Origin of the sequence: Thiocapsa rosea (genome assembly GCF_003634315.1) — a bacterium.
Lineage (GTDB): Bacteria > Pseudomonadota > Gammaproteobacteria > Chromatiales > Chromatiaceae > Thiocapsa > Thiocapsa rosea.
The window spans coordinates 465,821-484,262 of sequence record NZ_RBXL01000001.1 but is presented as its reverse complement, the minus strand read 5'-3'; the positions used below and the strand labels follow the sequence as shown (position 1 = coordinate 484,262).

The 18,442-nt window shown below is 64.5% G+C and carries 16 protein-coding genes; 6 read left to right on the top strand and 10 right to left on the bottom strand.

All coding sequences use genetic code 11. The annotated features are described in order from the left end of the window. Positions 1–96: 96 nt before the first annotated feature. Positions 97–420 (top strand): BrnA antitoxin family protein, encoded by a 324-nt coding sequence (locus BDD21_RS02115; protein WP_120795738.1) that lies wholly within the window; start codon positions 97–99, stop codon positions 418–420. Positions 421–651: 231 nt separating this feature from the next. Here the strand turns inward: BDD21_RS02115 and yhbY are convergent, their stop codons facing one another. Further along, positions 652–954: a ribosome assembly RNA-binding protein YhbY gene (yhbY, locus tag BDD21_RS02110; protein ID WP_120795737.1), complete on the bottom strand. Its 303-nt coding sequence runs from the start codon at positions 952–954 to the stop codon at positions 652–654. A 471-nt stretch (positions 955–1,425) separates the two neighbouring features. Between yhbY and aroA the strand changes: the two genes are divergently transcribed. The 4 genes from aroA (at position 1,426) to ihfB (ending at position 6,647) form a co-directional block, all read left to right on the top strand. Then, positions 1,426–2,775, top strand: a complete 1,350-nt coding sequence (gene aroA / locus BDD21_RS02105; protein WP_120795736.1) for a 3-phosphoshikimate 1-carboxyvinyltransferase — start codon at positions 1,426–1,428, stop codon at positions 2,773–2,775. Positions 2,776–3,720: 945 nt separating this feature from the next. Beyond that, positions 3,721–4,398 carry a (d)CMP kinase gene (gene cmk / locus BDD21_RS02095; protein WP_120795734.1) on the top strand — a complete coding sequence of 226 codons (678 nt, stop codon included), beginning with the start codon at positions 3,721–3,723 and terminating at the stop codon, positions 4,396–4,398. Positions 4,399–4,536: 138 nt separating this feature from the next. Further along, positions 4,537–6,216, top strand: coding sequence for a 30S ribosomal protein S1 (gene rpsA / locus BDD21_RS02090; protein ID WP_120795733.1), 1,680 nt, complete (start codon positions 4,537–4,539; stop codon positions 6,214–6,216). Between the two features lie 89 nt (positions 6,217–6,305). Beyond that, positions 6,306–6,647 (top strand): integration host factor subunit beta, encoded by a 342-nt coding sequence (ihfB, locus tag BDD21_RS02085; RefSeq protein ID WP_120795732.1) that lies wholly within the window; start codon positions 6,306–6,308, stop codon positions 6,645–6,647. A 279-nt stretch (positions 6,648–6,926) separates the two neighbouring features. Here the strand turns inward: ihfB and BDD21_RS02080 are convergent, their stop codons facing one another. From BDD21_RS02080 to putP, 6 genes are all read right to left on the bottom strand, one after another. After that, positions 6,927–9,683 (bottom strand): response regulator, encoded by a 2,757-nt coding sequence (locus tag BDD21_RS02080; protein WP_120795731.1) that lies wholly within the window; start codon positions 9,681–9,683, stop codon positions 6,927–6,929. Positions 9,684–9,839: 156 nt separating this feature from the next. After that, the gene (locus BDD21_RS02075) at positions 9,840–10,733 is read right to left on the bottom strand and encodes a transporter substrate-binding domain-containing protein (protein ID WP_120795730.1); all 894 of its coding nucleotides are present in this window, start codon (positions 10,731–10,733) and stop codon (positions 9,840–9,842) included. A gap of 252 nt (positions 10,734–10,985) precedes the next feature. Next, positions 10,986–12,437, bottom strand: a complete 1,452-nt coding sequence (gene phoR, locus BDD21_RS02070; RefSeq protein ID WP_120795729.1) for a phosphate regulon sensor histidine kinase PhoR — start codon at positions 12,435–12,437, stop codon at positions 10,986–10,988. 5 nt (positions 12,438–12,442) lie between these two features. After that, positions 12,443–13,129: a phosphate regulon transcriptional regulator PhoB gene (gene phoB, locus BDD21_RS02065; RefSeq protein ID WP_120795728.1), complete on the bottom strand. Its 687-nt coding sequence runs from the start codon at positions 13,127–13,129 to the stop codon at positions 12,443–12,445. Positions 13,130–13,302: 173 nt separating this feature from the next. After that, on the bottom strand, positions 13,303–13,506 hold the full coding sequence (locus BDD21_RS02060; RefSeq protein ID WP_120795727.1) for a hypothetical protein: 204 nt from the start codon (positions 13,504–13,506) through the stop codon (positions 13,303–13,305). Then, positions 13,503–15,005 carry a sodium/proline symporter PutP gene (gene putP / locus BDD21_RS02055; RefSeq protein ID WP_120795726.1) on the bottom strand — a complete coding sequence of 501 codons (1,503 nt, stop codon included), beginning with the start codon at positions 15,003–15,005 and terminating at the stop codon, positions 13,503–13,505. Before putP ends, BDD21_RS02060 begins: the two co-directional genes overlap by 4 nt. Before the next feature lie 267 nt (positions 15,006–15,272). On the opposite strand from putP, the gene BDD21_RS02050 reads away from it, so the two are divergent. Next, a complete protein-coding gene (locus BDD21_RS02050) occupies positions 15,273–15,839 on the top strand; it encodes an NUDIX hydrolase (RefSeq protein ID WP_120795725.1) in 567 nt (188 codons plus the stop codon). 187 nt (positions 15,840–16,026) lie between these two features. Here BDD21_RS02050 and BDD21_RS02045 read toward each other — a convergent pair whose 3' ends face one another. Genes BDD21_RS02045 through BDD21_RS02035 form a run of 3 tightly spaced genes read right to left on the bottom strand, consistent with a single transcriptional unit; the run spans position 16,027 to position 18,355 of the window. Continuing rightward, positions 16,027–16,857, bottom strand: coding sequence for a metal ABC transporter permease (locus tag BDD21_RS02045; RefSeq protein WP_120795724.1), 831 nt, complete (start codon positions 16,855–16,857; stop codon positions 16,027–16,029). Further along, positions 16,854–17,453: an ATP-binding cassette domain-containing protein gene (locus BDD21_RS02040; RefSeq protein WP_120795723.1), complete on the bottom strand. Its 600-nt coding sequence runs from the start codon at positions 17,451–17,453 to the stop codon at positions 16,854–16,856. The genes BDD21_RS02045 and BDD21_RS02040 overlap by 4 nt, the downstream gene beginning before the upstream one ends. Next, positions 17,450–18,355 carry a metal ABC transporter substrate-binding protein gene (locus BDD21_RS02035; protein WP_120795722.1) on the bottom strand — a complete coding sequence of 302 codons (906 nt, stop codon included), beginning with the start codon at positions 18,353–18,355 and terminating at the stop codon, positions 17,450–17,452. The genes BDD21_RS02040 and BDD21_RS02035 overlap by 4 nt, the downstream gene beginning before the upstream one ends. Between the last annotated feature and the right edge of the window lie 87 nt (positions 18,356–18,442).

Here is an 18,442-nt window from a genome sequence, read left to right as displayed (position 1 = left end):
CATGCGTCATTTTCACTTTGCGTCTGGCTTTGGAGCCGGGCCACCCGACATCCGGCGCCATCGTCGGCGCATCGTTGTCAGCGAGGGCAACGAAACATGAAACCAGAATCTATCTCCAAGCGGTTTCCGGAAAGCGATGAGGAGCGTCGCGCTTTGATCGATGCGGCGCCGGATTCGGCGTCCGATCCCGAGAGCGCCTACGACGCGAGCGACCCCGCGGCGGTCGAGTCTTTTTGGCGCGGCGCCGTCGTTCAACCTCCAAGGAGGCGCCAGCCCCAGACGATGGATGTGCGAGAGCAAAGCCAGCCGGTCACCTTGCGCCTGTCGCGCGAGGTGCTTGAGTACTTTCACGCCGGCGAGCAGGGATGGGAGCGCCGTATCGACCGTGCGTTGCAGGACTATGTCGAAGAACACCGCTAAACCGAGTCCAGAGCGAGATGCGACATTTTCGAGTGAGCTCGACGTTTGGTGCATCCACGGCCTTTAGCGGGGGCGCGGTTTAGGACCCTGTCCGACTCCAGACACACCAGACCGAGCCCAGGGCATCGGATCGAAACCCGGCAACGCGGTGGTTTGGAGGATGGGTTTCGCTGGCGCTCTACCCATCCTACGCTGCTTGTCCGTCCGGCCGATGCGATCGGCGAGGTGGTCTCAGAGGTTCGGGAGCAGGATCGGATCGCGCTTTTCGGGATTGGCGCGGTAGAAGGACGCCACGTGACCGATGCGCCCGACCAGGACGGCCTCGGTGCGCTCGCCGATCAGCGCGATCGCGGCGTCGCGCTCGTCGCGATCGCCGGCATTGACCTTCACCTTCAGCAGCTCATGGTGGCTCAACGCCAGCTCGATCTCGGCGAGCACGGCCTCCGTGAGCCCATGCTGGCCAAGCGTGACGACGGGTTTCAGGTGGTGTGCTTGCTTCTTGAGCCAGCGTTTTTGTTTTTCGGTAATCGACATGATGGTCCTGATGACGGAATGGATGCCCTGAACCGCGCCCAGTGCGGTATGCGATGTTTTTGGATGGGATCGGTCCCGGCAGATTTGACGACCGCCGGCGGCGGCGCGGTTTAGGTTCAACGGCTGCGGTCAGCCCCCGGCACGTCGACGGCATGCTACACCGTGCGCAGGGCTTAGGCGATTTCACGTCTGATGATTCACCGGTCGAGTCATGGAGGCGACCACCCCCTGCTTGGCCTTGGTCATGCTTTCGTCCAGGCATCATGGGTTCCCCGGGTGGTCGCGGTCGGTGACCTGTTCACCTGCCGATGTGACCGAAACGATGATCGAGGCCCGCTTCCCTCGTCCACTCTACCGGCCCGCTTTCGGGGGCTCGCGTGCGCACCGAGGATTCCGCAGTTTACCCACTCCCCCGGCAGGACTAACATACCGGGCTTTTCACCGTCCGGGCGCAGTCGCGCGGGAGAGCACTTGGCACAGCCTTCGGATACCCGCTACCTGGTCGCGCCGGGCGGCACCTTACGCGGGCGCCTGCGCGTTCCCGGCGATAAGTCGATCTCGCATCGGTCCATCATGCTGGCCGCGATCGCTGAGGGCGAGACGCGCATCAGCGGGTTCCTCGAGGGTGCCGATGCCTTGGCGACCTTGAACGCCTTCCGGCGCATGGGCGTGCACATCGATGGCCCCGACGGCGGCGAGGTGCGCGTGCAGGGTGTCGGGATGCGGGGTCTTCAGGCCCCCGACGGCCCGCTCGACATGGGCAATTCCGGCACCTCGATGCGTTTGCTCTCGGGTCTCTTGGCCGGGCAGTCGTTCCCGGTGACCTTGACGGGCGATGCCTCTCTGTCCAAACGCCCGATGCGGCGCGTGACCGAGCCGTTGGCGCGGATGGGTGCGCGGATCGGCACGACCGAGGGCGGTACGGCGCCGCTGGATCTCACGCCGGTCGTGCGTCTGACGGGTCTTGACTATGTGATGCCGGTGGCCAGTGCGCAGGTCAAGTCGAGCCTCTTGCTGGCGGGCCTCTATGCCGAGGGCGAGACCTGCGTGACCGAGCCTGCGCCGACGCGGGACCACACCGAGCGCATGCTCACGGCCTTTGGCTACTCGGTTCGGCGTCAAGCGGCCAAGGTCTGTCTGACCGGCGGCGGACGGCTGACGGGCTGTCGGTTGACGGTGCCCGCCGACATCTCCTCGGCGGCCTTCTTTCTCGTCGGCGCCAGTATCGCGCCGGGCTCGGATCTGATCCTGGAAGGGGTCGGGATCAACCCGACACGGGTCGGTGTCATCAACATCCTGCGCGCCATGGGCGGGGATATCGAGCTGATCGACCGTCGCACGGCCGGCGGCGAGCCGGTGGCGGACATCCGGGTGCGTCATGCGCGTCTGCGCGGGATCCGAATCCCGGTCGATCAGGTGCCGCTGGCGATCGACGAGCTGCCGGTCCTCTTTATCGCGGCGGCCTGCGCCGAGGGCGAGACCATCCTCACCGGCGCCGAGGAGCTGCGGGTGAAGGAGAGCGACCGCATCCAGGTGATGGCCGACGGTCTGGCCAAGCTCGGGGTGTGCGCCGAGCCGCTGCCGGACGGGATGCGGATCCACGGCGGGGCGCTGGGAACGACGAGCGATGCGCCGGCGATCGATGCGCCCTGGATCGATGCCCACGGCGACCATCGGATCGCCATGTCCTTCGCCATCGCGGCCTTGCGCGCAAGCGGCCCGGTCGCGATCCGGGACTGCGCCAACGTGGAGACCTCATTCCCCGGATTCGTCGAGCTGGCTGGAGCCGCCGGCTTGAGCATCCAAGCGACGCGGGGCTAAGGCGATGTCGGCCCCGGCGGCGTTGTTTCTCATCCCGGCCGTAGGGTGGACGAGCGAGAGCGAAGTCCAGCCGACTCGGGGGCGGCGCTGGTGGACTGCGCTTCGCTTGTCCACCCTACTTCGCTTGTCCATCCTACGGCTGCGATCGGCGACGTGGTACCGGGTGGCCGCGGGTGGTTACCCACCCGCGGCTCCCACAGATCCGGACGTGCGGGACTACCGCATCCGGCTCCTCGGTTGAGCGCTCGCTGCACGACAACTGTCGCACACCCGATGGACCATTCAGCCCATGTCGCGATCTCCTGTCGTTCTGTTCAGATGGTCAGGTGACTCGATGTTCACGCCATCGTCCCTTCAGAAGGTGTCTCAACCGATCGGCCGCTTCCCTCCCATGGGTCCGCTCGGGTGCGTTCCCCACGCTCAACGGTACTATCAGCCGACTCTGACTGCTCAGTCGCCATCGCGCCGCACTTCGTTGCCTTCGCTTGGCGCTACCTTGCCGTCGGTCCTGTTCGCTCCCGTCGGCCGGACCAGCGCCGTCGGGCCGGGGCGGCTTCTTACGCGGTGCCCGCGCCGCGTCTCGGGCAAGGAGCAACTGAGCGCTCCCAGGTTCCTGGACGACCCGTGCGTACATGCCCTGCTCTTAGACCCCGGCGGAGTCTCGACATCAGGCCGTTACGATGCCGAAACTGTTGCCTTCCGGTGTTCCGAATACGTCGGCTCCGCTGAACTCAGTAACGGGGCTCCATCACACGGCCTGCACGCCCCCTGTGTACGCTTCGCAGGCGGGATCGCTCCCGCACCACACAACACTCGGTTCCGGTGGATGGCCACTCCTTACCGGCTCGGGACTTGCACCCGGTGGGTCGCAAAAAGGAGTTTCCGATTGGCTTATCCGTTCGCTATCTTCCTCTCCTTCCAGGCTTTGCCTGGCGCAACGGGTCTATGAGCGAGGCCGCCCCGATCATCACCATCGACGGTCCGTCCGGAACGGGCAAGGGCACCATCGCCGAGCTGCTGTCGGACCGACTCGGCTGGCGGTGTCTGGACAGCGGCGCGCTGTATCGCGTGCTCGGTCTCGCGGCGGAGCGCCGCGGGGTTGCGCTCGACGATGCCGGCGCCGTCGCCGAGGTCGCGGCCGATCTGCCGGTCGCCTTCGTCTCGGGCCGGGTGCTCTTGGACGACGAGGACGTGAGCGAGGCGATCCGCACCGAGCAGGCCGGGATGGCCGCCTCGCGGGTCGCCGTTCATCCGCCGGTGCGCGATGCCTTGCTGCAGCGCCAACGCGCCATGGCATGCCCGCCGGGCCTGGTCGCCGACGGGCGCGACATGGGCACGGTCGTCTTCCCGCTGGCCCCGTTGAAGATCTTTCTTGACGCGAGCGCCGAGGTGCGTGCGGATCGCCGGTATAAACAGTTGAAAGGAAAGGGGTTGGATGCTAACCTCTGCGCCCTTGTCGAAGACATCCGGGCGCGCGACGCGCGTGATCGTGGTCGCAGCGTGGCACCCTTGTGTGCCGCGGAGGATGCGGTGATCGTGGATTCCACCGCGATGTCGATCCAAGAAGTGCTCGATCGGGTCCTGAAAGAGGTGAGGCGCGTCTTTCCGGAGCTGGTCCTCTAAGAAATCGTCAGTCCGTCCAGCGGGACTTCTGTCGATCCAGTCGGGTCGGTGCCGAATGCGCCGACCTTTTCATCTCATTCATACCCCTCGTCCCGGATGGGACGGGTCAGCGCGCCGTTCTCAGGATAATTTCATCTTATGACCGAAAGCTTTGCCGAACTATTTGAACAGAGTCTGAGCACCACCCAGCTGCAGCCTGGCACCATCGTCATCGGAACCGTGATCGAGATCACCTCCGACAACGTTGTGATCAATGCCGGGCTCAAGTCCGAGGGCGTGATCCCCAGAATTCAATTCATCGGCCCGGATGGCCAGCTCGAGGTCGCGATCGGCGACGAGGTCGAGGTCGCCCTGGACGCGGTCGAGGACGGCTTCGGCGTGACCCGTCTCTCGCGCGAGAAGGCAAAGCGGTTCGCCGCATGGGATCATCTGGAGAAGGCGTTCGAGGCTGCCGACACCGTCAAGGGCATGATCAACGGCAAGGTCAAGGGCGGCTTCACGGTCGACCTGGGCACCGTTCGCGCCTTCCTGCCGGGTTCCTTGGTCGATGTCCGCCCCGTGCGCGACACCACCTACCTCGAAGGCAAGGAGCAGGAATTCAAGGTCATCAAGCTCGACCGCAAGCGCAACAATGTCGTCGTCTCCCGCCGCGCCGTGGTGGAAGAGGAATACAGCGCCGAGCGTGATCAGCTGCTGAAGAATCTGGAAGAGGGCATGGAGGTCAAGGGTATCGTCAAGAACCTGACCGACTACGGCGCCTTCTTGGATCTGGGCGGCATCGACGGCCTGCTGCACATCACGGACATGGCTTGGCGTCGCGTCAAGCATCCCTCCGAGGTGGTCGAGATCGGCGACGAGGTCACCGTGAAGGTGCTTAAGTTCGACCGTGATCGTCAGCGCGTCTCCCTGGGTCTCAAGCAGATGGGCGAGGACCCCTGGGTCAACATCTCGCGCCGTTATCCCGAGAGCACCCGCGTCTTCGGCAAGGTCACCAACATCGCCGACTACGGCTGCTTCGTCGAGATCGAAGAGGGTGTCGAGGGTCTGGTCCACGTCTCCGAGATGGATTGGACCAACAAGAACATCCATCCGAGCAAGGTCGTGGCACTCGGCGACGAGGTCGAGGTCATGGTGCTGGATATCGACGAGGAGCGTCGCCGCATCTCGCTCGGCATCAAGCAGTGCGCGATGAATCCTTGGGACGAGTTCGCGGTCACCCACAAGAAGGGCGATCACGTCTCCGGCAAGATCAAGTCCATCACGGACTTCGGTATCTTCATCGGTCTGGACGGCGGCATCGACGGTCTGGTGCATCTGTCCGACATCTCCTGGGACGAAGCCGGCGAGCAGGCCCTGCGTCGCTACAAGAAGGGCGACGAGCTGGAAACCGTCGTGCTGTCGGTCGATCCGGAGCGCGAGCGTATCTCCCTGGGTGTCAAGCAGTTGGATAAGGATCCCTTCTCCAGCTTCGTGGCCCTGCACGAGAAGGGCAGCGTCGTCACCGGCGTGATCCTGGATGTCGACCCCAAGGGTGCGACCATCGCGCTGGCGGACGGTGTGGAGGGCTATCTGCGTGCCTCCGAGATCTCGCGCGACCGCATCGAGGATGCACGTGCCGTTCTGAAGGCAGGCGAGGAAATCGAGGCCAAGTTCCTGGGCGTCGACCGCAAGAACCGGACCCTTTCGCTCTCCATGAAGGCGAAGGATGTCGAGGAAGAGCAGGCGGCCATCAAGGGTTACTCGCGCGATCCATCCACGGCGACGACCCTCGGCGATCTCCTCAAAGAGCAGATGGAAGAGGCCCAGCGCGGAGGCTGATCCCAGCCCTTCGCGATGTCTCTCGTGTGATGTCTCTTTAGGCGGGGCCCGTAGTGCGGGCCCCTTCTCCTTTTCCAGGAGTCGACACCATGACCAAATCCGAGCTGATCGACGTTCTGGCGGCGGCGCAAGACCACCTTCCCTACAAAGACGTGGAGGAGGCGGTACGCAAGACCCTCGATCGCATGAGCACGGCGCTCGCCACCGGCGAGCGGATCGAAATCCGAGGTTTCGGAAGCTTTTCGTTGCATTACCGGCCGCCCCGGATCGGGCGTAACCCGAAGACCGGTGACTCGGTCGCCTTGGCCGGGAAGCATGTCCCCCATTTCAAGCCCGGCAAGGAGCTTCGGGACCGCGTCAACCAAGCGTTTCAAGACGAGCAGGGCGCTCAGGAAGAAGAGCGCATTCCGCTCGCTGCGGCCTCTCGCTGATCCTGTTCACATCTGGCACCGCGTTCGCGGTGCCTTCTCGGTCGCACACCTCCCGCACACCTCGACAGGTGATTTCCGGAAAAGGATCTACCGGCAGCGCCGCGTGAACGGGAAAAGTGGCCGAAGGCTCTATTCGTTGTCGTTGTCGTCATCGACCATCGATACGACAACGACAACGACAACGACAACGACAAATTTTGCGACGGTTTGCTCAAGACTTACGGCGTAAGGGACTCAATCGCATCCGGAGCGGCCTTCTCACTCCTCACTTCTCCCTCCTCACTTCTCACTCCTCACTTCTCTCTCCTCACCCACCGTGGCGAGACGCTCAAGCAGGTCGAGCAATTCGGCCCGGTCGAGCGGTTTTGTGAGATAAGCATCGACACCTGACGCCAGTGCAGCCGCGCGCTCGTCCGAGAGCGCGGCGGCGGTCAGGGCGTAGATCGGGATGCGCGCCGACATCGGGTCGGCGGCCTCGCGCTCGCGGATCAGCCGGGTCGCCTCCAAACCACCCATCACCGGCATCTGCATATCCATCAGAATGAGATCGAAGGTGTCGCGCTCGACCTGCTCCAGCGCCTCGCTGCCGTTGTGGGCCAGGGTCACTTCGTGGCCCCACTTGCCGAGAAGTCGGAGCATGAGCTTCTGGTTGACCAGATTGTCCTCGGCCAGCAGGATCTTCAGAGGCTTCGCGGGCTGCTGCGGCGAAGGTGCTTGCGGCGGTACCTCGGGCGGCGTATCCGGCATGCGCGCCCCCAAGGCGTTTTGCACGGCTTTCAGCAGCTCGTCGTCGGCGACGGGTTTGGCGAGGAGGGCGTCGATACCCAAGTCTCGGCAGCGTTCGGCATGGCCGGGTATGACCCCGGAGGAGAGCATGATCTTCTTGAAGGGTGGCGTGCTCGGGACCCGCCCGAGCGCGGAGACGACCGCAAAACCGTCGAGATCGGGCATCTCGTAGTCGATCAGGAGCAGATCGAACGCCCGGATATCCGGGTCGGCGACGATGGTAAGGCATTCGCGACCGTCGCGCGCTTGGGTGACCCGCATGCCCCACTGTACGAGCATGCGGCAGAGAATCCGGCGATTCACCGCGTTGTCGTCGACCAGCAAGACGCGTTTTCCACTCAATTCGGGCGGTTGCTGCGCCGCGACGTTCGTATCGCCGACGCCGAGCGGAAGAGTCACATGGAAGGTGCTGCCCTCTCCGAGTGTGCTCTCGACCCAGATGCGCCCGCCCATCAAGGCAGCCAACCGATTGGAGATCGTCAGACCCAGACCGGTGCCGCCGAAACGGCGCGTGATCGAGCCGTCCTCCTGCGAGAATGCATCGAAGATGCGTTTTTGATTCTCCGCCGAGATGCCGATCCCGGTGTCGCGTACGGTGAAATGGACCTCCACCTGGTCTTGGGCGATCGGTCGTGCATCCACCTGCAGAGCGACCTCGCCCTGCTCGGTGAATTTGATCGCGTTGTTCAGAATGTTGACGAGGATCTGGCGCAGGCGGCCCGGGTCGCCGATCAAACGGCGCGGGACGCCCGGCGCGATCTCGCTGAGAAGCTCAAGCGGTTTCTCCTGTGCCTTCACCCGCAAGGAGCGCAGGATCTCGGTGAGGAGGGCATGCAGGTCGAGATCGATCGACTCGACCGCCAGCTTCCCGGCCTCGATCTTGGAGAAATCCAGGATATCGTTGATGATGGTCAGAAGGCCGTCGGCGGATGACTTCACGACGACGAGACAGTCGCGTTGCTCGTCGGTCAGTGAGGTCTCCAGGGTCAAGTCGGTCATCCCGATGATGCCGTTCATCGGGGTTCGGATCTCGTGACTCATGGCCGCCAGAAACTCGGATTTCGCGCGGCTGGCATCCTCGGCGCGCGCGACGCTGGTCTTCAGGGATTCCGCCATCTCTTCGAGTCGACGGGTATTGTCGAGCAGATCCTGCTCCAGTGCCTCGCGGCGCGCGATCTCTTCGGAGAGGCGTTGATTTTGGTGCTCGAGGCGGTCGCGCAGACGATCCGATCGGGCATACTTCTCCTCGTAGAGCATCGCCCGCAACCGCATGCGATCGAAGGCGACCGCCGCAAACAGCAGCACGAAGGGAAAGGCACCCAAGGTGTAGAGAAAGAGCTGCGAGCTCAGATGGCCGTAGACGGAGGATTCCGTCATCACGGTGAGCAGCGATAAGGGCGTACCCGCGACCGGGCTGCGCACCGCCAGCCACCCTTTGAGTTCCGCTCGACTGACCCCTCGACGGTCCCCCCGACGGCCCGATCGGCGGTCCGATCGGCGGTCCAGACCTGCATCCACCGGCAGCAGGGTGTCTTCGGGCAGGCGCGCAAGCGCCTGCGCCATGTCGCCGTCGATCCCGATTTTTGGTCCCGGGGGCGCGATCACCAGGCCGTTCGGTCCGACGAGAAGCTCCTGATAGCGTGCCGAGGATGTCTCTTCGTCCCCGCTTGCGATCAGCAGCCAGGCGAATGGATCGAGACTGCCGACGGTGACGACGACGCCCTTGTATATCCCTTTGTGGACCACCGGGGCGCTTGCGACGAACCGATGGCTGTCGTTTTCGATCGAGATCTTGGGTTCATGCTCGAATCCGTCCGGGAGATTGACGGGCGGCATCTCGGGTTGCAGGTCGACGAGCGTTGCCCCCTGCTCGTCTCGGTAGAGGATCCGTTGGTAGAGGGGCGACCCACGCAGGGTCTTCTGCTCGCGATGTCGGCGAAAACGCTGCTCGATGGCATCGAGATTGGTGTTCAATCCGTACTGCAGCGACATGCCCAAGGCGAGATTGATCAGGTAGGCCTCGATCTCATGGCTTGCGGCAAGGTCGATTGCGCTGTTGCGGCGCTCGGCGGTGAAGTCCGCGACGGCGATCGCGCGACGTTGGCTGTCCGCAACCAATCGGGCGTCCGCGGCGGAGCGCAGCAGATCTTGCGCCGTGAAGACATTCCAAAGCAGGACCAGGGTGTAGACGCAGAAAATGGCCGCGATCAGGAGCGGCCAGCGCGGGGCAAGTCGACCTAGCAAGGCCATCTTGGCGAGGATCGCCGGAGGTCCGCGGTGCTGTGCGCGTCGACCCGGGGAGCAGCGCGGAAGGTGTGCTCGCACGGCATTGCAGGGTCAACCCGCTCGGACGATGTTTGCGGTTCGCGACGCGATCGGGCCGGCAGCACCCCGACGACGCCCGACTCAGGAGTCGCGGTCGAAGAATCCCGGAAAGTAGCGGCGGATGCCCGGGTAGTAGGTGTCGACCAAGCGATCGTAGGTGCCATCGGCCTTGATTCTCGAGAGATAATCGTCGAAGGCGTCGCGCAGCGCGGGTGCGCTCTTCGGGAAAGCGGCGGCAAGATCCTGATGCTCCGAGATGGGGCCGATGACCTTGATATGCCCGGCCCATTTCTTCAGATCGAGAATGGCGTCCGGGACGTCCAACAGGGTCAGCTCGGCTTCTTTGTTGAGGAGCGCCGGGACCATCTCATTGAGGTTCGAGCTTTTGGTATAGGACTTCAGATCGAGCCCGGCACCGGTCAAGCCGTAGTTGGCCGGATCGAGACAGGTCCGCTCCATCACCAAGAGGCTTTTCGACCCGATCATGTCCTTGGTTTGAAGGATATCACGGGATAGGTCGGTGCTACCCGGGATCGGCGAGAGCTCGGATTCGGAGCGGGCCACCAAGAGAACCTGAGACGGAAAGGTGGGTTGTGAATACAGCAGCACCTGCTCGCGCCAGGGGAGCACAGTAAACCCGGCCGCGATCATGTCCCCGCGGACCGGGTAGTCGCCTTCGAGGGTGACCTCCGAGCCGTTGCGCACGACATCCTTGCCCAACAGATCGCGGATCACGTTGTAGAAATTGGTGTCGACGAGGACGTAGTCGACACCGAGATCCTGCGCAAAGCCCTTGACCAATTCAACGTCGAAGCCGTCGCCGGAGCCGGTGACGAAGTTGGCATATTTGATGCCGAGATGACGCAATTCGCCGCGCTCCAAGATCTCGTCGAGATCGGCGCACCACGCCGCCGAGGACAGGCCGGCGAAGACCAAGGCAAAGCCGATGGCGAGACCTTTGCTCAAGTCGTTCATCAGCGAATCCTCCGGGAGCTGTTTCGACCGGCGTTAAACCGCGCCCGGGGCGCGGTATGCGATGTTTTTGGATGGGGTCGGCCCCGGCAGACTTGACGATCGTTCGAGTCGGCGCGGTTTAAGAGATTAAAAAATATAAAATTTTACACCGCGTCCCCCGCTAAGGGTCGTGGATTCACCAAACGTCGAGTTCACTCGAAAGTGAGCATCTCGCTCTAGACGCGGTGTAGATCCTACGCCCGCGCGCCCGCATCAACAAGCGGCCGAGCGCTCATCTGTGTTCAGGTGCGGGCATGCCGTATCCGACCCCGAGGTCGATCGGACCTCGGCCGTCGGGTGGGGCAATGCGCGAGGTGCGGTCTCCTGTTCGGTCTCCTCTCGGAGGATCGCCCGAGCGCGCGGGAAGACGCACGAAAAGGTCGAGCCCCGATCGATCTGGCTCGCGATCAGCAGGCGTGCATCGTGCCGATTCATGATGTGCTTGGCGATGGCGAGACCCAGTCCGGTGCCTCCGGATTCGCGCGAGCGGGCCTTGTCGATCCGATAGAAGCGCTCGGTCAGCCTCGGCAGATGCTCGGGCTCGATGCCGGGTCCGTTGTCCTGGATGTGCAGCGCCAGGCTGTCGCTCGATGCCGCCCAGCGGATGCGGATCTCGGTGCCGTCGGGCGTATGCTTGACCGCGTTGAAGACAAGATTGGAGAAGGCGCTGCGCAGCTCGGGCGCGCTCCCGAGCAAGAGCAGATTCTCGTCGATATCGGTCGAGAAGGCGTGCCGGCCGTTGCTCAGTGCATGCGCCTCCTGCAGGATCAGATGCAGCTCGTCCGGGACATCGACACGCTCCTGCACCTCCGGGTGCTCGTGCATCTCCAGGCGCGAGAGTGTCAGCAGGTCTTCGATGATGAGGCGCATGCGCTCGGCCTGATTGTGCATCAGGGTCAAGGGGCGACGATGATTCGGCGGCGTGGCCGCGGCGTCGATCAGGCTCTCGAGGAAGCCGGCGATGACGGTCAAGGGCGTGCGCAACTCATGCGACGCGTTGGCGACGAAGTCGCGCCGGATCATGTTCAGGTGATAGATCTTGGTGATGTCGCGAGCGACCACGAGCCGCTGACGCTTGCGCTCGCCGAACGGGGTGATGCGCAGCGACAGCATCAGGGCGCGATTGTGCTCCGGGGCGAGATCCATCGGACGCAGGGATTCGCCGGTCTCCACGAAGTCCTTCAGATCCGGATGGGTCAGGATCTCGAACAGAGGCCGCCCGTCGTCCTCGGGCCAATGCACGTTCATCAAGGCCGCTGCGGCGGGGTTCGCCCAATCCACTCGATGCAGTTTGTCGAGGATGACCAGACCGTCCGGGACCGCGTTGGCCGCCTCGCGAAAGCGACGGGTAAAGCGGATCTGGCGCTTGCGGCCCTTGCGCCCGCGTTGCTGATACTGCGCGATGCTGCGATAGATCTCGCCCCAGAGTCCGCGCGGAAAGGGCGGGATCAGCCGGTGGTGACGCCGGATCAGCAGCGCGAGACGCGTGAGCAGGTAGAGCTGGCGCAGCAGGTAGGCGGCGAGGAGCGGTGTTCCGACCCAAGCCCATTGGGGTGCGATCAGCCAGGGCGTGATGCACAGGACGACCGTGGCCGCGAGCAGCCACACCTCGAACGACAGGGCATGACGCCAGGACTCTCCCCGTGGGTGTGGCTTGCCGGCCAATCGTGTCAGGTCTTGTCCGAGAAGCGGTAGCCCACACCGCGCACGGTCTGGAGCAGTCGGTCATGGCCGGACGTCTCGAGCGCCTTGCGCAGGCGGCGGACATGCACGTCGACCGTGCGCTCCTCCACATAGACCTGATCGCCCCAGACGTGATCGAGCAGCTGCGAGCGGCTGAAGGCGCGATCGGCGTGGGTCATGAAGAAATGCAGGAGGCGGTATTCGGTCGGGGCGATGTCGACGGGTCGTCCCTCGGCGGTGACGCGATGGCTGATGTTGTCGATGCGCAGACCCCCGACATCGATCTCGTCCGCCGGCTCGTCGGTCTTCGCGCGCCGCAGAACCGCCTTCACGCGAGCGACCATCTCGCGCGGCGAGAAGGGCTTGGCGATATAGTCGTCCGCCCCGGTATCGAGACCCTTGATCCGGTCTTCCTCCTCGCCGCGGGCGCTGACCATGATGATGGGCACGGCGCGGCTTTTCGGATTCTGCTTGAGCTGTTGGGCCAGCTCGAGACCGGAGCGTCCCGGCAGCATCCAGTCGAGCAGGATCAGGTCCGGGCTCTCGTTGGTCAGGAGCTTGCGCGCTTCGTCCGCATGGGATGCCTCGATCACGCGGTATTCGGCGTTTTCGAGTGCGAAACGCATGACCTCGCGAATATCCGGTTCATCGTCGACGACAAGAATAGTGGTCATGGTGTTGTGAATCGCGTCGGTAGGGTGGACAAGCGCAGCGCAGTCCACCAGCGGTGGGTCGGTTTTTGACCCGGCGAGTGGGGTTGACGCGCATTCTATTGACGATTGATGACGGCTCTATGACGGGGTGACCCTTTGTCGCCTTCTTTTGCCACCGTCCTTCATCGACACTCTCATGCCTTGCGCGAGTAGCGGATCCCGCGGCCCTGAAGCCACTCCCGCAGACGCTCGACTTTGGTGCGGAGATCGCAGGTCGGGGGCAGCTGCTCCAGATGATAACCATATTCGATCAAGAGCGCGGTCTGCTCCTCGGCGCCGAGGTTATCCCAATCGCGCATCGGCGGACCGGCGTTGGGTGTCGCGGGCTGCTCGCTCATGCCGGCGGTGCTTTGAGCTCGGCCTCGACCTTGGTAAAGCGCGCGGCGAGCCTTTCCTGTTTGCTCTTGTCCGCGCGACTGACCAAGACGATCGCGAGCGTCGCGAAGAGGATGCCCGGTACGATCTCGTAGAGGTCGAACAGTCCGCCTTGGAGCTGCCGCCATCCCAAGACGGTCAAGCCGCCGACCAGGATCCCGGCGAGCGCGCCGAGCCCCGTCATGCGCGGCCAATACAGCGAGAGGACCAGTGCCGGGCCGAAGGCCGCACCGAAGCCGGCCCAGGCGTAGGCGACCAGATCGAGCACCATGGCATCCGGGTCGAGCGCCAGCCAAAAGGCGGCGACCGAGATCACGACGACCGTGATCCGACCGACGGCGACCAGCTCGCGCGCCCCGGCCTTGCGCCGCAGCAGGGTGCGATAGAGGTCCTCGGTGAAGGTGGACGAGGAGACCAACAACTGCGAGTCGGCGGTGCTCATGATCGCGGCCAGGATCGCGGCGAGGAGCAAACCCGCGATCAACGGATGAAAGAGCAGATCCACGAGCAGGATGAAGACGGTCTCGCGCGCCTCGGGAGCGAGCGGCTGCTCGATGATCAGGATGCCCGCAAGACCGGTCAAGGTGGCGCCCGCAAGCGTAACCGCGACCCAGGTGACCGCAATCCAGCGGGCCAGCGGGACCTTTCGCGGCGAGGCGATCGCCTGGAATCGCGCGAGGATGTGCGGCTGACCGAAATATCCCAGGCCCCAGGCGGCCAGCGAGAGGATGCCGATGAGGCCCAGTGCGCTGCCGTCGGCGCGGGTGAAGGGATCCAGGAGGTTCGGGTTGGCGGCCTCGATCACCTCGAGCGCCAATGTGGTGTCGCCGATCTGCGACACGGCCACCAAGGGCACGGCGACCAGGGCCACCGCCATCAGGATGCCTTGCAGGACATCGGTCCAGGAGACGGCCAGAAACCCGCCGACCGCGGTGTAGACCATGATGGACACGACACCGATCGCTACGGCCCAGACGTAAGGCAACCCGAAGACCGACTGAAAGAGCTTACCCCCGGCCACCAAGCCGGCACTGGTATAGAGCAGAAAGAACAGCAAAATGAACACGGCGGCGATGCCGCGCAGCCATCCGGCCCGGTCGTCGAATCGGTTGGCGAAATATTCGGGCAGTGTCAGCGCGTTGCCGTAGGACATGCTGAAGACGCGCAGACGGGCGGCGACCAGGCGCCAGTTCGCCCAGGTGCCGAGCAAGAGTCCGCCGGCGAGCCAGATCGACTCCAAGCCGGCGGCGTAGGCGAATCCGGGCAGACCGAGCAGCAGCCAGCCGCTCATGTCCGAGGCGCTGGCGCTCAATGCGGCCACCCCGCTGCCGAGTCGCCGCCCGCCGAGGATGAAGTCCGATAGATCCCGGGTGCGCCGATAGGCATACCAACCGATCATCCAGACCACGGCGAAGTAGACGGCAAAGGTGAACGCGAGGATGAGCGGATTCTGAGTCGACATGCGGGGTCCCTGCGGTTGGCCGATTCGCCTTGTCGGATCGGTCTCGGAGCGTTAGGAGATTTCCGGGAAAGGATCTTCCGGCAGAACCGGAACCAAGGAAAGTACGCGAAAGCTATGCGCGTTGTCGTCCGGAATCCGATTACGATTACGATTACGACAACGACAACGACAACGACAACGACAACGACAACGACAAAATCCGGACGCGGTTTAGTGTAAGGTCTGCCGGCGGTCGTTTCCAAATTGACCAGATTCGAGGAATCTCCCATGACCGAAGCACGGATCCTGAAACGCGAGCCTGTCTTCCAAGGACGGGTGGTCGACGTCGCCCTCGAGACTGTCGCCATGCCCTCCGGGCACGAGGTGAAGCTCGAGATCATCCGCCATCCCGGCGGGGCTGCAACGGTTGCCTTGGACGAGCAGGACCGCGTCTGTCTGCTGCGTCAGTTTCGGCACGCCGCGGACGGCTGGCTGTGGGAGCTTCCGGCGGGAAAGATCGATCCTGGCGAGACGCCGCGCGACACGGCGACCCGCGAATTGGCCGAAGAAGCCGGCCTGACCGCGGAGGACTGGACGGATCTCGGGCCGATGCACAGTTCGCCGGGGGTCTTCACCGAGGTGATTCACCTCTGGATGGCCCGCGGACTGACCCGCCAGCCGCTCGCTCATGAGCAGGACGAGCTGATCGAGGTCCATTGGCTGCCTTTGGCGCAGGCCCTCGATTGGTGCAACGACGGCGAGATCACCGACGCCAAGACGCTCGTCGGTCTCTATCGTGCGCACGGCATGATCAAGAGCGCCCTCGAAATGCTCTCCGAGGACGCGGGCTGCTAAACCGCGCCCAGCGCGGTTTGCGGTGATTTTGGATGGGATCGGCCTCGGCAGACTTGACGAGCGTTGGAGCCGGCGCGGTTTAGAATATTAAAAAACAGATCATGTTGAACCGCGTCCCATGCTAAGGCTTATGGATGCACCGAACGTCGAGCTCATTCGAACGTGAGCATCTCGCTCTGGACGCGGTTCAACGCACCTGCCGCGGGCGCACGAGACGTCTTCGGCCGATCAAACCTCGCCCTCCCTCGACCGTCGCGGCCAGCGTGATCAGCACCGCCACCAGCACCGGACCGAAGGGCTGGTCCAGCGCCAGTGCCGCGAGGTAGGCCAATAGATAGCCGCCGCCGCCGATCAGGCTGCAGATCACCAGCGTCCAGGCCCAGCCCGGCGCAATGCGAAAGGCGATCCAGGCCGGCGCCAGGACGAGCGCGAAGGCACCCATCAAACCGACGGTCGCGGTGCCGATCGCCATCGCCAGTGCGGTCAAGAGGTCGAAGCTCAGGTGCCAGCGGTGTGCCGGCAGGCGGTTGGCGGTTTCGTCGTGTGGAAAGAAACGCGCGCGCAGCAGCCGGGGCACGAGTCGGGGCAGGGCGGCCGCGGCGAGTCCGGCGAGCGCGAGTGCGGCGGTCAGCTCCAGTGCCCCGGCAAAATAGAGCTGACCGTCGACGAGCGCATGCCCGAGTGTCGCGCCGAGACTGGTGTTGGCCGCGATCAGAAAGAGCGCCGACCACCCGAACAGGATCATGAATCCGTAGGCGAGATTCCCGCGCGCTGCGGTCAATGATTTGACCGCGCCACCGGCCAGCGCGCCGAGCGGTGCACCGAGCACCGCGGGCAGCCCGACGGCAAGTCCCAGCAGTGCGCTCGCGGCGGCCAGGTGCGCCAGTCCGAGTGCGGCCAGCCATTCATCGCGGAGCAGGAGCAAGGCCCCGATCAGGGGCAAGACCAGCGCGATGGTCATCCCGGTGATCAGCGGCAGGCGAAACAAGGGATCCAGAAAGAGATCGAGCGCGCTCATGGGATCTCGATCATCCGCGAGCAGGCATCCTCGAGAAAGCGCCGCTCGTGGCTGACGACGAGCACGCCCCGGTCCGGTCGGGGCTGTGCACCGCTCGCGTCGCGCCGGGCGAGTCGGCTCGGGGTCAGCATCTCGATCAGCAGGGCCTCCCGCGTGGGGTCTAGGTTGTTGGTCGGCTCGTCGAGCAGGATCAGATCGGCCCGACCGGCGATGGCGGCCCAGACGCACAGGAGCTGATATTGACCGCCGCTCAAGCGGTCGATGCGCTGCCGCAAGACCGCATCGATGGCCAAGGGCATGTCATGCAGGGATGCGTCGGCACAGCGCAACAGCTCGCGCCCGGTCACCGGCATGCTCGGCAAGCGGACCGGCTGCTGCGCCTGATAGGCGATGACCAGGCCGGGCATCCGAAGGATGCGTCCGGCCAGCAGGTCGGCGCGGTCGGCAATGGCGTTGAGCAGCGTGGATTTGCCGCACCCGTTCGGACCCCATAGACCCACGACATCCCCCGGGGCGACGTCGAGCGAGACAGGCCCGACCACGGGCCGACCATAGCCGGCCACGAGACCCTCCACGCGCAGCAGCGGGCCGCTCACCGAGATTGGGACAGGGTGTCCACCCAGAGGTCGATGTGGTCGAGATAACCGCTCCCGTCGGCGCCGATCGGCGGGTCGAGCGTGAGACGGCGGGTGTCCCATCCCAGGCCCTTGGCCAGGCGCTCCGGTGCCTGCGCCGAGGTGTAGGGGGCATAGACGATCACACCCGATCGACCCTGAAGACGTTCGGACAGGTCCTTGATCTGCTGGGCCGTCGGCGGTACGCCCGGGATCTCCTCGATGGTGCCCAGCAGAGGTACCCCGAAGCGATCGAGCAGATAGAGCGCATCCCGATGATAGAGGACCACGCCGGGCGTGTCCGCCAGCCGGGTTTGCCACGCGTCCATGCGTTGCTCCGTCGCCGCGGCGAAGGACCGCGCATTGGCCCGATAGGTCTGGGCGCCATCCGGATCGAGCAGGGCCATGCGCTCGCCCAGTGCGGAGGCGACAATCGCCATCCGCACCGGATCCATGTTCACATGCGGGTTGCCGACCGGATGGACATCGCCGAGCGCGCGGTCCGCCGGCGAGCCGACTTCCAACAGATCGACCTGGGCCGCGGCCTCGAAATAGCCCGCCTGGCCCGGCAGGATCCGCGGATTGGCGGCGCTGGCGATGGCGACCGGCAGCCAGCCGACCTCGAGCTCCGCGCCGACGGCGACGACCAGATCCGCATCGCGCAGCGCGCGAATCATGGTCGGTTTGGCTTGGAGCACGTGCAGATCGCGATCCGGCGAGGCCAACACCGTGACCTGCGCGCGTCCGGCACCGACCGTGCGCGCCAGCGCGCCCATACTTGAGCTGGTCGCCACGACATCCAGCTCGGCGGCCTGCGCTGTCCCCAAGGCGAGCAGACCCCCTAGAAGCGCACCGATCACCGAAACAATAAAACCTTTAAACATAACGACTCCCCGTATCAAACGCGTGCCTCGCACGGCTCGGCACAGCCTCTAGGCGCTGTAGGGCGACTTAATTCGCCCCTACACGCC

Bases quoted from the DNA above. Each gene is read 5' to 3' on its own strand.
- BDD21_RS02050 (WP_120795725.1), top strand. From the start codon at position 15,273: ATGACCGAAGCACGGATCCTGAAACGCGAGCCTGTCTTCCAAGGACGG.
- yhbY (WP_120795737.1), bottom strand. From the start codon at position 954: ATGTCGATTACCGAAAAACAAAAACGCTGGCTCAAGAAGCAAGCACAC.
- BDD21_RS02080 (WP_120795731.1), bottom strand. From the start codon at position 9,683: ATGGCCTTGCTAGGTCGACTTGCCCCGCGCTGGCCGCTCCTGATCGCG.
- BDD21_RS02060 (WP_120795727.1), bottom strand. From the start codon at position 13,506: ATGAGCGAGCAGCCCGCGACACCCAACGCCGGTCCGCCGATGCGCGAT.
- BDD21_RS02045 (WP_120795724.1), bottom strand. From the start codon at position 16,857: ATGAGCGCGCTCGATCTCTTTCTGGATCCCTTGTTTCGCCTGCCGCTG.
- BDD21_RS02115 (WP_120795738.1), top strand. From the start codon at position 97: ATGAAACCAGAATCTATCTCCAAGCGGTTTCCGGAAAGCGATGAGGAG.
- phoB (WP_120795728.1), bottom strand. From the start codon at position 13,129: ATGACCACTATTCTTGTCGTCGACGATGAACCGGATATTCGCGAGGTC.
- cmk (WP_120795734.1), top strand. From the start codon at position 3,721: ATGAGCGAGGCCGCCCCGATCATCACCATCGACGGTCCGTCCGGAACG.
- putP (WP_120795726.1), bottom strand. From the start codon at position 15,005: ATGTCGACTCAGAATCCGCTCATCCTCGCGTTCACCTTTGCCGTCTAC.
- ihfB (WP_120795732.1), top strand. From the start codon at position 6,306: ATGACCAAATCCGAGCTGATCGACGTTCTGGCGGCGGCGCAAGACCAC.
- BDD21_RS02035 (WP_120795722.1), bottom strand. From the start codon at position 18,355: ATGTTTAAAGGTTTTATTGTTTCGGTGATCGGTGCGCTTCTAGGGGGT.
- BDD21_RS02075 (WP_120795730.1), bottom strand. From the start codon at position 10,733: ATGAACGACTTGAGCAAAGGTCTCGCCATCGGCTTTGCCTTGGTCTTC.
- rpsA (WP_120795733.1), top strand. From the start codon at position 4,537: ATGACCGAAAGCTTTGCCGAACTATTTGAACAGAGTCTGAGCACCACC.